We start from the raw sequence: 13,342 nt of genomic DNA on the forward strand, positions 1-13,342 counted from the left end.
AAGGAGCGACACCGTGACTTCCACCGACGCGAGCGCCGACGACACCCTCGACCTGCACCTGCCCGCGGAGTTCGTCGCCCGGTTCGGAAAGGACGGTCCGCAGGGGGAGGGGCCCGGCCGGACGCGCACGCGGCGGAACGACGCCGACCTGCTCGACCAGGTCGCCGACTGGGGCCCGGTGACCACCGCGGCGGGCGAGTTCCACCTGGTCCCCGTCGACGCCGAGCGGGACCTGCCGCTGGTCGTCCGCTGGATGAACGACCCCGCCGTCGCCGAGTTCTGGGAGCTGAGCGGACCGCGGAGCGTGACCGAGGACCACCTATGGGCCCAGCTGGCCGGTGACGGGCGCAGCGTCCCGTGCGTCGGCCTGCTGGAGGGGGTGCCGATGAGCTACTGGGAGCTGTACCGGGCCGACCTCGACGCGCTGGCCCGGTACTGTCCCGTACGACCGCACGACACCGGCCTCCACCTGCTGATCGGCGACGCGGCCGACCGCGGCCGGGGCATCGGGACGGTCCTGATCCGGGCCGTCGCCGATCTCGTCCTCGCCCGGCGGCCCGCCTGCACGCGGGTGGTCGCCGAACCCGACGTCCGCAACCGGCCCTCCGTCGCCGCGTTCCTCGGCGCGGGGTTCCGGACGGTCGCCGAGGTCGACCTGCCCGCCAAGCGGGCGGCCTTCATGATCCGCGACCGGTCCGGGCGCTCCGGGTCCAGATGCTCCGGGTCCGGGGCCGGCGGACCCGGGTCCGGTGGGTCCGGGGCCGGTGGGTCCGGGTCGCCTTGACGTCGTGCCCGGCCGCCCACACTCCGACCCGCCCAGGGAGTCACCCACCCGTGCCATCGCCGTCTCCACAGCTCCGTCCGTCACTCGCCCCCGCCTGCCCCGCCCGTTTGTCAGTGCCGGGCCGTAGGGTGGTCGCGCTATGACGAAGCCCTCACTCCCCGAACTCCTGCACGCCGCCGTCACAGCCGTCGGCGGCACGGAGCGTCCCGGCCAGGTGGCCATGGCCCAAGCCGTCGAGGAAGCCATCGACGGCGGTTCCCATCTCCTGGTCCAGGCCGGCACCGGCACCGGAAAGTCGCTGGGGTACCTGGTGCCCGCGCTGGCACACGGAGAGCGAGTCGTCGTGGCCACCGCGACCCTGGCCCTCCAGCGCCAGCTGGTCGAGCGCGACCTGCCCCGCACGGTCGACGCGCTCCACCCCCAGCTGCGCCGCCGCCCCGAGTTCGCCATGCTCAAGGGCCGGTCGAACTACCTGTGCCTGCACCGGCTTCACGAGGGGGTGCCGCAGGACGAGGAGGAGGGTCTCTTCGACCAGTTCGAGGCCGCGGCCCCCACCAGCAGGCTGGGCCAGGACCTGCTGCGGATGCGCGACTGGGCGGACGAGACCGAGACCGGCGACCGCGACGACCTGACGCCCGGCGTCTCCGACCGGGCCTGGTCCCAGGTGTCGGTCTCCTCCCGGGAGTGCCTGGGCGCCTCGAAGTGCGCGTACGGAGCGGAGTGCTTCGCCGAGATGGCCCGGGAGCGCGCCAAGCTCGCCGAGGTGGTCGTCACCAACCACGCCCTCCTCGCCATCGACGCCATCGAGGGCGCCCCGGTCCTGCCGCAGCACGAGGTGCTGATCGTCGACGAGGCGCACGAGCTGGTCTCCCGGGTCACCGGGGTGGCCACCGGGGAGCTGACCCCCGGCCAGGTCAACCGGGCGGTCCGACGGGCCGCGAAGCTGGTCAACGAGAAGGCCGCCGACCAGCTCCAGACGGCGGCGGAGGGCTTCGAGCGGCTGATGGAGCTGGCGCTGCCGGGCCGACTGGAGGAGATCCCGGAGGACCTCGGCTACGCGCTGATGGCCTTGCGGGACGCCTGCCGCACGGTGATCTCGGCGATCGGCGCGACCCGCGACAGGTCCGTGCAGGACGAGGACGCCGTCCGCAAGCAGGCGCTCGCCTCCGTGGAGTCCGTGCACGACGTGGCGGAGCGCATCACCAACGGCTCCGAGTGGGACGTCGTCTGGTACGAGCGACACGACCGCTTCGGCGCCTCCCTGCGCGTCGCCCCCATGTCCGTGGCGGGCCTGCTGCGGGAGAAGCTCTTCGCGGACCGCTCGGTGATCCTGACCTCCGCCACCCTGAAGCTGGGCGGCGACTTCAACGGCGTGGGCGCCTCCCTGGGCCTCGCCCCCGAGGGCACCGAGGGCGAGGACGTGCCCCAGTGGAAGGGCGTCGACGTCGGCTCGCCCTTCGACTACCGCAAGCAGGGCATCCTCTACGTCGCCAAACACCTGGCACGCCCCGCCAGGGACGGTGACCGCGGCGACATGCTCGACGAGCTGACCGAGCTGATCCAGGCGGCGGGCGGTCGCACCCTGGGGCTGTTCTCCTCGATGCGGGCGGCCCAGCTGGCCGCCGAGGAGCTGCGCTCGCGCATCCCGGAGTTCCCGATCCTGCTCCAGGGCGAGGAGACACTCGGCGAGCTGATCAAGAACTTCGCCGCCGACCCGCGGACCTGTCTCTTCGGCACACTGTCCCTGTGGCAGGGCGTCGACGTCCCGGGGCCGAGCTGTCAGCTCGTCGTCATGGACAAGATTCCGTTCCCCCGTCCGGACGACCCTTTGATGAGCGCCCGGCAGAAGGCGGTGGAGGAGGCCGGCGGCAACGGCTTCATGGCGGTCGCCGCCACGCACGCCGCGCTGCTCATGGCCCAGGGCGCGGGTCGTCTGGTGCGGGCGTCGGGTGACCGGGGCGTCGTCGCCGTGCTGGACCAGCGCCTGGCCACGGCCAGGTACGGAAGCTATCTGAAGGCGTCACTGCCCGACTTCTGGTTCACCACGGACCGCAACCAGGTCCGCAAGTCGCTTGCCGCGATCGACGCGGTGGCCCGGCAGGCGGAGTCGCAGGAGGACTGAGCAGACAACCGCACCGGACGGGCCGTGCGTCGTGCGGCCTGTCCGGGGACCTTGCGTCGTGCGGCCTGTCCGGGGGGCCTCTGCGCTCCCCTCCGGGGGCGCAGAGGCACGGCACAGAGCTGGGCCCCGGAACCGGCGCAGGGGTTCCGGGGCCCGGTCGGGATGGCGGGTGGGGCGGCTGTCGCCGCGTACCCGCTCGCCGCGGCGCTCAGACGCGGCGCAGTACGGCCACCACCTTGCCGAGGATGGTCGCGTCGTCACCGGGGATGGGCTCGTAGGCCGCGTTGTGCGGGAGCAGCCACACGTGGCCGTCCTCCCGCTTGAAGCGCTTGACGGTGGCCTCGCCGTCGAGCATCGCGGCGACGATGTCGCCGTTCTCGGCGACCGGCTGGCGGCGCACGGTGACCCAGTCGCCGTCACAGATGGCGGCCTCGATCATCGAGTCACCGACGACCTTGAGGACGAACAGCTCGCCGTCACCGACCAGCTGGCGGGGCAGCGGGAAGACGTCCTCGACGGACTCCTCGGCGAGGATCGGGCCACCGGCGGCGATGCGTCCGACCAGGGGGACGTACGACGCGGCGGGCTTGCCGGCGGTGTCCGTGGGCTGCACCGAGGCGGCCTGGTCGGAGCCGCGCACCTCGTAGGCGCGCGGGCGGTGCGGGTCGCGGCGCAGGAAGCCCTTGCGCTCCAGCGCCATCAGCTGGTGCGCGACGGAGGAGGTGCTGGAGAGGCCGACGGCCTGGCCGATCTCCCGCATCGACGGCGGGTAGCCGCGACGCTGCACCGAGTCGCGGATGACTTCGATCACCCGGCGCTGGCGATCGGTCAGTCCCGAGCTGTCCGCCCGGATGCCGGGAGGTCGGCCCGGCAGGGAGCGCTTGTGCCCCTCTGGACTCGTGGCGTCGCTCATCGCCTGCATCGGCTCAGGTCGGCCCTGGGGGCGGTCCTGGGCAGTGATGGTGGCACTGTCGGCGGTGGTGGTCACGTCGGCCCCTCTCGATGGTCTCCCTGCTGCCCAACGGTAGTAGCTTTCGAAAGGTTGCGCCAAACACACGTTCGAGTGAAAAAAGGCGAATCGCTCGCCTGGATTGCGTGTCTGGGTGTATGGCTACCGCCGTGCCCGACGGACAAAAGCGCTCATTGCTGTACTCTTCACCGCCGTGGTGACAACCTCGGGGATGTCGCCCCAGTCTGCCATCCGACTTTCCGTTCGACGGGGCGGGCCCTCGCATCTGTGCGGTAGTCCCACGCCCCCTCCCCGCGGCGCCCACGGTATCTCCGCATGCCCCCGTGTGGCGCGAGCCCGCGGGGGCATGCCCGCGGGGGCATGCGCGCGTGGGTGTGTCGCGCGCGGGACCTGTACGGACCGGCGCGACACGCGTGCAGGGCGTGTATGTATGAGCCAATCCCCACATCTAGTGGTTGGATTGCGGCAGCAGCCCATAAGTTGTGGTCCCCCGGGTCTTCGGGCCCGCCGCGATCGCCTATGCTGGGGGCTGCTTCGAGGGGCCTGAAGGGCTCTTTGTGGCTATTGAGTCTGCTGTGAGGAGGGTTCGGAGTACATGCACTGCCCCTTCTGCAGGCACCCCGACAGCCGTGTCGTCGACAGTCGTACGACCGACGACGGCACGTCGATCCGCAGGCGCCGCCAGTGTCCCGACTGCTCCCGTCGCTTCACGACCGTGGAGACGTGCTCGCTCATGGTGGTGAAGCGGTCCGGGGTCACCGAACCGTTCAGCCGCACCAAGGTCATCAACGGCGTGCGCAAGGCATGCCAGGGCCGGCCCGTCACCGAGGACGCGCTCGCGCAGCTCGGCCAGCGGGTCGAGGAGGCGGTGCGGGCCACCGGAAGCGCCGAGCTGACCACACACGACGTGGGGCTGGCGATCCTCGGCCCGCTGCAGGAACTCGATCTGGTCGCCTACCTGCGATTCGCCTCCGTCTACCGGGCGTTCGACTCGCTCGAGGACTTCGAGGCCGCGATCGCGGAACTGAGGCAGGCGACGGGGCGCCCGGGCGCGGACGGCGACGGGGCCGACGCGGGGAGCCAGGAGAACGACCGCGGGTCCACGGGGGCGGCACAGGTCCCCGAGCCCGCCGGCGCCGCCGACTGACCGGCGGGCCGGACCCGGACTTCGGCGCCCGGGCCCGGCCGGTCGGCGGCGAGAGAAGAAGACCTGTTGCGGGCGGCGTGAGCGATTCCCGCAACACCAGACAGAACACCGTGCCACGGGAACAAACGGGGCACTTCAGGGCGTTTTCGCCCGTACAGGGAGGCGGCATGACAGAGACGGCGAGCGGTCCGGCACGGAGTTCCCGCGCCAAGGGCACCAAGGCGAGCAAGGGACTCCGCGTCGAGCGCATCCACACCACTCCCGGCGTCCACCCCTACGACGAGGTGGCCTGGGAGCGTCGTGACGTCGTCATGACCAACTGGCGCGACGGCTCGGTCAACTTCGAGCAGCGTGGCGTCGAGTTCCCCGAGTTCTGGTCGGTGAACGCGGTCAACATCGTCACCAGCAAGTACTTCCGGGGCGCCGTCGGCACCCCGCAGCGCGAGGTGAGCCTGAAGCAGCTCATCGACCGCATCGTGAAGACGTACCGGAAGGCCGGTGAGGACTACAAGTACTTCGCCTCGCCCGCCGACGCCGAGATCTTCGAGCACGAGCTGGCCTACGCCCTCCTGCACCAGATCTTCAGCTTCAACAGCCCGGTCTGGTTCAACGTCGGCACGCCCCAGCCGCAGCAGGTCTCCGCCTGCTTCATCCTCTCCGTCGACGACTCCATGGAGTCGATCCTCGACTGGTACAAGGAAGAGGGCATGATCTTCAAGGGCGGTTCGGGCGCGGGCCTGAACCTGTCCCGCATCCGCTCCTCCAAGGAGCTGCTCTCCTCCGGCGGCAACGCCTCCGGCCCGGTCTCCTTCATGCGCGGCGCCGACGCCTCCGCCGGCACCATCAAGTCCGGTGGTGCCACCCGCCGCGCCGCCAAGATGGTCATCCTCGACGTCGACCACCCGGACATCGAGGACTTCATCGAGACCAAGGTCAAGGAGGAGGAGAAGATCCGCGCCCTGCGCGACGCGGGCTTCGACATGGACCTGGGCGGCGACGACATCACGTCCGTCCAGTACCAGAACGCCAACAACTCGGTCCGCGTGAACGACACGTTCATGAAGGCCGTGCAGGACGGCGGCAAGTTCGGCCTGACGTCCCGCATGACCGGCGAGGTCATCGAGGAGGTCGACGCCAAGGCGCTCTTCCGCAAGATGGCCGAGGCCGCCTGGGCCTGCGCCGACCCGGGCATCCAGTACGACGACACCATCAACCACTGGCACACCTGCCCGGAGTCCGGCCGGATCAACGGCTCGAACCCCTGCAGCGAGTACATGCACCTGGACAACACGTCCTGCAACCTCGCCTCGCTGAACCTGATGAAGTTCCTGAAGGACGACGGCAAGGGCAACCAGTCCTTCGACGTCGAGCGCTTCTCGAAGGTCGTCGAGCTGGTCATCACCGCGATGGACATCTCCATCTGCTTCGCGGACTTCCCGACGCAGAAGATCGGCGAGAACACCCGCGCCTTCCGTCAGCTCGGCATCGGCTACGCCAACCTCGGCGCCCTGCTGATGGCGACCGGCCACGCCTACGACTCCGACGGCGGCCGCGCCCTGGCCGGCGCCATCACCTCCCTGATGACCGGCACGTCGTACAAGCGCTCCGCCGAGCTCGCCGCGATCGTCGGCCCGTACGACGGCTACGCCCGCAACGCGCAGCCGCACCTCAGGGTCATGAAGCAGCACTCCGACGCGAACGCCACCGCCGTCCGCATGGACGACCTGGACACGCCGATCTGGGCCGCCGCCACCGAGGCCTGGCAGGACGTGCTGCGCCTCGGCGAGAAGAACGGCTTCCGCAACTCCCAGGCGTCCGTCATCGCCCCGACCGGCACCATCGGTCTGGCGATGTCCTGCGACACCACCGGCCTCGAGCCCGACCTCGCCCTGGTCAAGTTCAAGAAGCTGGTCGGCGGCGGCTCGATGCAGATCGTCAACGGCACCGTCCCGCAGGCCCTGCGCCGCCTGGGTTACCAGGAGGAGCAGATCGAGGCGATCGTCGCCCACATCGCCGAGCACGGCAACGTGATCGACGCCCCCGGCCTCAAGCACGAGCACTACGAGGTGTTCGACTGCGCGATGGGCGAGCGCTCCATCTCCGCGATGGGCCACGTCCGCATGATGGCCGCCATCCAGCCGTGGATCTCCGGCGCGCTCTCCAAGACGGTCAACCTGCCGGAGTCGGCGACCGTGGAGGACGTCGAGGAGGTCTACTTCGAGGCGTGGAAGATGGGCGTCAAGGCGCTCGCCATCTACCGCGACAACTGCAAGGTCGGCCAGCCCCTCTCCGCGAAGACCAAGGAGAAGGAGAAGGCCGAGGTCACGGAGAAGGCCGAGGCGACCATCCGCGAGACGGTCGAGAAGGTCGTCGAGTACCGCCCGGTCCGCAAGCGCCTCCCGAAGGGCCGTCCCGGCATCACCACCTCCTTCACCGTCGGCGGCGCCGAGGGCTACATGACCGCCAACTCCTACCCGGACGACGGTCTCGGCGAGGTCTTCCTGAAGATGTCCAAGCAGGGCTCGACCCTCGCGGGCATGATGGACGCCTTCTCCATCGCGGTCTCCGTCGGCCTCCAGTACGGCGTGCCGCTGGAGACGTACGTCTCGAAGTTCACCAACATGCGCTTCGAGCCGGCCGGCATGACGGACGACCCGGACGTGCGGATGGCGCAGTCGATCGTCGACTACATCTTCCGCCGCCTGGCGCTGGACTTCCTGCCCTTCGAGACGCGCTCCGCGCTCGGCATCCACTCCGCCGAGGAGCGTCAGCGCCACCTGGAGACCGGTTCGTACGAGCCGTCCGACGACGAGCTGGACGTCGAGGGCCTGGCCCAGTCGGCGCCGCGCGCCCAGGAGCTGAAGGCCGTCGCCACGCCGAAGGCCGAGGTCGAGGCCGCCAAGCCGGCTCCGCAGCAGGCGCACACCAGCGCCGAGCTGGTGGAGATGCAGCTGGGCATCCAGGCCGACGCCCCGCTGTGCTTCTCCTGCGGCACGAAGATGCAGCGCGCCGGTTCCTGCTACATCTGCGAGGGCTGCGGCTCGACGAGCGGCTGCAGCTGACCCGTAGGGCCACATGAGCGAGGGGCGTCCGTCACGGCGGACGCCCCTTCCTCATGCTCCGGTGCCGTCAGCGCGGGCGCGCGGCGCCCATCGTGGCGGCGAACGCGGCCGCGTCGCCCTCGAAGCCGTGCACCCCGGCGCGGAACTCCCACGCCCCCGTCTCGTCCCGCACGAACTCCGCGACCGTCGCCGCGGTCGCGCCCCGGACCCCGGAGAAGTCGTCCGTGGCCAGGTCGGTGTACTCCTCCCGGATGCGCAGGCCCGGGTTGGCCACGTCGGCGAAGGTCCGGTCCTCGGCGTGCTGCTGGATCGCCACGCCGACCACCACGCGCGTGTAGCGGTCGGCGAGCCGTTCCAGCTCCAGCGTCATGACCTCGTCGAAGCCGAAGCCCTTGCCGTCGCGGCTGTCCCGGTTGAGATAGATGGTGCCGTCGGGGGATCGGCTGTCGAAGTGCACCACGTAGGCGGGTTCGCCGTGCGGATCGTCCGCGGTGTAGGTCGCGGCCACGATGTCCAGGTCGGCGGGTGGCTGCCCCGCCGGGCTCGGATCCCACCGCAGCGCGACCTCGACCTTGCGCCTGCCCTTGCTGAGGCCGTTCACTGACTTCCCCTTCCCAGGTCCCCGCCCTGCCCGGCCACCTCAACTGCCGAGCGGTGACGGCCGGTTGTCCATCCTGCCACGCACAGCGACGCCGGTGCGGGCAAGCGCTCCCGCGTACGGTGACGGGCGCCACGTTCCTGGCCTTACCATGGCGCGGTGCTGGTCAAGTGGATTCGCTGCACCGTGGTGGACCGCCGCGGGTTCGAGCGGGGGCAGCGAAAGTGGGCGGGGCTTCCCGGGGAGCCGGGTTTCCGGGGGCAGGGGGGCGGCTGGAGCCGTGGCCGGCCCGATGTGGCGCACGTGTTCGCCTTCTGGGAGAGCCGCGCCTTCTACGACTCCTTCATGGCCCGCTCCCACGACCGGCTCGCCTCGGCCCAGGCGGGCACCTTCAAGGACGCGCAGGTCAGACTCTTCGACTACCGCTTCGACGTGAAGACGGGATTCGAACCGCGCTTCACGGACGCCGACCTGCTGCGGGTGGCGCTCTGCCGGGTGCACGAGGAGCGGGCAGAGCACTACGTCCTCATGCAGGAGAAGGTGTGGAACCCGGCGATGGCCGGTTCCCCGGGCATGGTCCGGGGGCTGTTCGGCGAGGCCCCGGGGAACGAGTACCTGGTGCTGTCCATGTGGCGGTCGGCCGCCGAACACGGCAAGTACCGCACCGAACGGGTCGAGCGGCTCGCCCTGCGGGCGCAGACCGAGGCCGACATCGCGGCGCTGACGGGGGACATCGTGCAACTGGAGCCTTCCTGGACCGTCTGAGGCCCCGCACCGGCACCCGGCACGGATGCCGTGGGCGCCCGGACGGCAGGCGGCGCCCGGACGGCGGGCGGCGCCCGGACGTCAGGGGGTGACCGTGTGACATACGCCGTACGGGGCCCGTCCGAGTGCTTGGTTCCGCCCGGTCCGATCTAGGGTTCTGGCATGGCACGACCACGGCGCATCGTTCTAGTCCGGCACGGCGAGTCGACCGGCAACGTCGATGACACCGTGTACGAGCGCGAGCCCGACCACGCCCTCGCGCTCACCGAGCGGGGCCTGGCGCAGGCGGAGGAGACCGGGAAGGCGCTGCGCGAGGTCTTCGGCCGCGAGCGGGTCAGCGTGTACGTCTCCCCGTACCGCCGGACGCACGAGACCCTGCGCGCCTTCCACCTGGACCCCGAGCTGATACGTGTCCGGGAGGAGCCGCGGCTGCGTGAGCAGGACTGGGGCAACTGGCAGGACCGCGACGACGTGCGCCTGCAGAAGGCGTACCGGGACGCCTACGGTCACTTCTTCTACCGCTTCGCCCAGGGCGAGTCGGGCGCCGACGTGTACGACCGGGTCGGCGGCTTCCTGGAGAGCCTGTTCCGCAGCTTCGAGGACCCCGGCCATCCGCCGAACGTCCTCCTGGTCACCCACGGTCTGGCCATGCGGCTGTTCTGCATGAGGTGGTTCCACTGGACGGTCGCGGAGTTCGAGTCGCTGTCCAACCCCGGGAACGGCGAGATGCGGATGCTCGTTCTCGGTGAGGACGGCAAGTACCGCCTCGACCGTCCCTTCGAACGCTGGCGAGATCCGGAGCCGTACGGGATCACCGGATAGAGTGGCAGGGCGATGACCGCTCATTCATCTCCCGAGGGGCGCCTGGACCGGGCCCTGTCCAGCCTGCGCGGCCTGTCGGTGGGGGACGCGCTGGGATCCCAGTTCTTCGTGCCGGCGAACTATCCGCTGCTCAAGGACCGTGCGCTGCCGCCCGGCACCTGGCAGTGGACGGACGACACGGAAATGGCGTGTTCCGTGGTCGCGGTCCTGGCCACCCACCACCGCATCGACCAGGACGCGCTGGCCCTCTCCTTCGCCCATCACCACGACTTCGACCGCGGCTACGGCCCCGCGGTCAACCGGCTGCTGCGGCTGGTCCGCGAGGGCGGCGACTGGCGGGAGCTGGCCGCCGCGCTCTTCAACGGCCAGGGCTCCTGGGGCAACGGCGCGGCGATGCGCATCGCGCCGCTGGGGGCCTGGTACGCGGACGACCCGGAGCAGGCGACGCACCAGGCGGAGATCTCCGCCTACCCCACGCACCAGCACCGTGAAGCGGTGGTCGGTGCGATGGCGGTCGCCGCCGCCGCCGCGCTGGCCGCGGACCCCGGCGGACCGCCCACCGCCCACGCGCTTCTGGACGGTGTGATCGCGCTGGTGCCCAAGAGCGCGGTCGGGGCCGGGCTGCGGCGTGCCCGGGACATGCTCGACTACGGCGACGCCGCGACGGTGGCGGCCGTGCTGGGCTGCGGCCGGCGTACCACCGCGCACGACACCGTCCCGTTCGCCCTCTGGTCGGCGGCCCGTGCTCTCGGGGACTACGAGGAAGCCTTCTGGACGACCGCCCAGGTCGGCGGGGACGTGGACACCACGTGCGCCATCGTGGGCGGGGTGGTGGCCGCCGGCGCCGGGGGAGCCCCGCCGGCCGACTGGGCTGCGCGGGTCGAGGCTCTGCCGGACTGGATGACGGCGTCCGTCTAGCGCGCGGTGTGTGACGCCCGTCCGAGGGGCGCTGTGTGAGGTGCGATCGGCGCAGAGGGCTTGAGGCGCGATCGGCACAGGCCGCGTGAGGTGCGATCGGCGTGTGTCGTGGGGCGCCCGCTCGGCGCACGCCGCGGGTCGCCCGGCCGCTGCACGCTGCGTGTCCCACGGGAACTCTCCGTGACCGCCGCCCGTTGTCACGACAGTCGCTGTGCGAGGCGGGGGCCTCGTACGAGGGCGGGGACGGCGCGGGGGTGAGGCGGGGGCCATGGGGAAGCTGCGGACGCTGCTCGGCGCGCTGCCGTCGCCGCTCCGGCTCGCCCGGCCGGGCACCTCGGCGAGGCGGCGTGGACGGGGACGTGAGCGGCCGGCCGGGCACGGTCGGGATGCCCGGGGGCCGGTCGGGTACGGGCCGGCCGGGCACCGGCGAGTGGGTGTGGCACCCGCCGGTGGGTCCCGCCCGGCCGTCGGCCCCGCTCCGTCAGCCGACCCCCGGCCCGGCCGTACCGGACAGGGCCTCCAGGTCGCTCTTGCGCACCCGGATCACCAGCGCCGCCGTGGCCAGCGCGAGCACGGCCATGGCCGCGGCCGGGATGAAGGCCGCCGAGATGCCCTGCGCCAGCACATCGTGGGCCCATGGCGCCGGCAGCTGGTGCGTCTGGGCGAACTCGGCCTTCTGCTCCGGCGAGCCGTTGGCCATGAAGTCCGCCACCTGCTCCTCCGCCTCGTTCTTGCTGGCCGTGCCGAAGACCGTCGTCAGGATCGCCAGGCCGATCGATCCGCCCACCTGCTGCATGGCGTTGAGCAGTCCCGACGCCGCGCCCGCCTCGTGCTGTGCGACCCCGGAGACCGCGGTCAGCGTCAGCGTCACGAAGTTCAGTCCCATGCCGAATCCGAAGACCAGCATCGGGCCCAGCACTCCGCCGACGTAGGAGCTGTCGGAGCTGATGAGGGCCTGCCAGCCGAGACCGATCGCGGCGAGCGTCGACCCCACGATCATGAACGGCTTGGGGCCGAAGACCGGCAGGAACCGTTGCGACAGGCCCGCGCCCAGCGCGATCACGACCGTGACGGGCAGGAAGGCCAGGCCGGCCTCGATGGGGGTGTAACCCAGGACGTTCTGCACGAACAGCACGATGTAGAAGAACATCCCGAACATCGCCGCGGCCAGGCTCAGCATGATCACGTACGTGCCCGAGCGGTTGCGGTCGGCGAACATCTTCAGCGGCGTGATCGGCTCCTTGGCCCGCCGCTCGATGAGCACGAAGGCCAGCAGCAGGACCACGGCGGCCGCGAAGGAACCGATGGTCAGGCTGTCCCGCCAGCCCTCGTCCGCGGCGCGGATGAAGCCGTAGACGAGGGACGCCATACCCGCCGTCGAGGTCACCGCCCCGGCGATGTCGAAGCGGCCGGAGTGCCGTTCGGACTCGCTGATGTAGAGCGGGGTGAGTACGGCGATCAGCACGCCGATCGGCACGTTGACAAAGAGCACCCACCGCCAGTCGAGCCACTCGGTGAGCATGCCGCCAGCCAGCAGGCCGATGGCGCCACCGCCCGCCGAGACGGCCGCGAACACGCCGAAGGCCCGGTTGCGTTCCGGCCCCTCCGGGAAGGTGGTGGTGATCAGGGCCAGCGAGGTCGGCGACGCGATCGCACCGCCTACTCCCTGCAGGACACGCGCCGCCAGCAGCTGCCAGGGCTCCTGGGCGAAACCGCCGAGCAGCGAGGCGAAGGTGAAGAGCAGGATGCCGGTCATGAAGACCCGGCGCCGGCCGAGGATGTCACCGGCCCGCCCGCCGAGCAGCAGCAGACCGCCGAAGGTGAGCGTGTACGCGCTGACGACCCAGGTGAGGTCGGTGGTGCTGAAGCTGAGCGCTTCTTGAATGTGCGGGAGAGCGATGTTCACAATCGTCGCGTCGAGTACCACCATGAGTTGGCAGGCCGCGATGACGGTGAGTGCGATGCCGGGGTGCCCCTCCCGGCGGGCGGCTCCCGGCTTCTGGTCAGGTATCAGAGAGGTTGTCACTATGTGTCCCCCACGAATGACTTAGTGAACGCTCGCGTTCACTGTTGCTTCAACGTTAGTGACACCCGGACAGTGAACGCAACCGTTCACTTAATGAGGTGTCGCGCGGTCCGTCCCCGTCCGTGGCC

The 13,342-nt window shown here is 70.9% G+C and carries 10 protein-coding genes; 7 read left to right on the forward strand and 3 right to left on the reverse strand.

Annotated elements, in window-relative coordinates; genetic code table 11:
• Positions 1–13 precede the first annotated feature (13 nt).
• Together ACFZP7_RS25750 and ACFZP7_RS25755 are read left to right on the forward strand one after the other, a co-directional pair.
• Complete coding sequence (locus ACFZP7_RS25750) at positions 14–784, forward strand: GNAT family N-acetyltransferase (RefSeq protein WP_385635967.1); 771 nt, start codon at positions 14–16, stop codon at positions 782–784.
• A gap of 139 nt (positions 785–923) precedes the next feature.
• Positions 924–2,906: an ATP-dependent DNA helicase gene (locus tag ACFZP7_RS25755; RefSeq protein ID WP_019325801.1), complete on the forward strand. Its 1,983-nt coding sequence runs from the start codon at positions 924–926 to the stop codon at positions 2,904–2,906.
• A gap of 208 nt (positions 2,907–3,114) precedes the next feature.
• On the opposite strand, the gene lexA is transcribed toward ACFZP7_RS25755, so the two are convergent.
• On the reverse strand, positions 3,115–3,894 hold the full coding sequence (lexA, locus tag ACFZP7_RS25760; RefSeq protein WP_029393373.1) for a transcriptional repressor LexA: 780 nt from the start codon (positions 3,892–3,894) through the stop codon (positions 3,115–3,117).
• Positions 3,895–4,471: 577 nt separating this feature from the next.
• Here lexA and nrdR point away from each other — a divergent pair.
• The gene (nrdR, locus tag ACFZP7_RS25765; protein WP_029393374.1) at positions 4,472–5,023 is read left to right on the forward strand and encodes a transcriptional regulator NrdR; all 552 of its coding nucleotides are present in this window, start codon (positions 4,472–4,474) and stop codon (positions 5,021–5,023) included.
• A 167-nt stretch (positions 5,024–5,190) separates the two neighbouring features.
• Positions 5,191–8,085: a vitamin B12-dependent ribonucleotide reductase gene (locus ACFZP7_RS25770; RefSeq protein ID WP_031015415.1), complete on the forward strand. Its 2,895-nt coding sequence runs from the start codon at positions 5,191–5,193 to the stop codon at positions 8,083–8,085.
• A gap of 67 nt (positions 8,086–8,152) precedes the next feature.
• On the opposite strand, the gene ACFZP7_RS25775 is transcribed toward ACFZP7_RS25770, so the two are convergent.
• Complete coding sequence (locus ACFZP7_RS25775; RefSeq protein WP_030969245.1) at positions 8,153–8,686, reverse strand: TerD family protein; 534 nt, start codon at positions 8,684–8,686, stop codon at positions 8,153–8,155.
• Between the two features lie 156 nt (positions 8,687–8,842).
• Between ACFZP7_RS25775 and ACFZP7_RS25780 the strand changes: the two genes are divergently transcribed.
• The 3 genes from ACFZP7_RS25780 (at position 8,843) to ACFZP7_RS25790 (ending at position 11,188) form a co-directional block, all read left to right on the forward strand.
• Positions 8,843–9,448, forward strand: coding sequence for a YdbC family protein (locus ACFZP7_RS25780; protein ID WP_037821600.1), 606 nt, complete (start codon positions 8,843–8,845; stop codon positions 9,446–9,448).
• 162 nt (positions 9,449–9,610) lie between these two features.
• Positions 9,611–10,270, forward strand: a complete 660-nt coding sequence (locus ACFZP7_RS25785; RefSeq protein WP_029393377.1) for a histidine phosphatase family protein — start codon at positions 9,611–9,613, stop codon at positions 10,268–10,270.
• A gap of 12 nt (positions 10,271–10,282) precedes the next feature.
• Entirely contained in the window at positions 10,283–11,188 is a 906-nt protein-coding gene (locus ACFZP7_RS25790) for an ADP-ribosylglycohydrolase family protein (RefSeq protein WP_385635970.1), read from the forward strand.
• Between the two features lie 481 nt (positions 11,189–11,669).
• Here ACFZP7_RS25790 and ACFZP7_RS25795 read toward each other — a convergent pair whose 3' ends face one another.
• Complete coding sequence (locus ACFZP7_RS25795) at positions 11,670–13,217, reverse strand: MFS transporter (RefSeq protein ID WP_031015424.1); 1,548 nt, start codon at positions 13,215–13,217, stop codon at positions 11,670–11,672.
• Between the last annotated feature and the right edge of the window lie 125 nt (positions 13,218–13,342).

The organism is Streptomyces sp. SudanB5_2050 (assembly GCF_964272335.1).
GTDB lineage: Bacteria > Actinomycetota > Actinomycetes > Streptomycetales > Streptomycetaceae > Streptomyces > Streptomyces rochei.

Excerpts from the sequence above, each read along its gene's own strand:
- ACFZP7_RS25785 (WP_029393377.1), top strand. The coding sequence starts at position 9,611 with ATGGCACGACCACGGCGCATCGTTCTAGTCCGGCACGGCGAGTCGACC.
- ACFZP7_RS25755 (WP_019325801.1), top strand. The coding sequence starts at position 924 with ATGACGAAGCCCTCACTCCCCGAACTCCTGCACGCCGCCGTCACAGCC.
- nrdR (WP_029393374.1), top strand. The coding sequence starts at position 4,472 with ATGCACTGCCCCTTCTGCAGGCACCCCGACAGCCGTGTCGTCGACAGT.
- ACFZP7_RS25790 (WP_385635970.1), top strand. The coding sequence starts at position 10,283 with ATGACCGCTCATTCATCTCCCGAGGGGCGCCTGGACCGGGCCCTGTCC.
- ACFZP7_RS25770 (WP_031015415.1), top strand. The coding sequence starts at position 5,191 with ATGACAGAGACGGCGAGCGGTCCGGCACGGAGTTCCCGCGCCAAGGGC.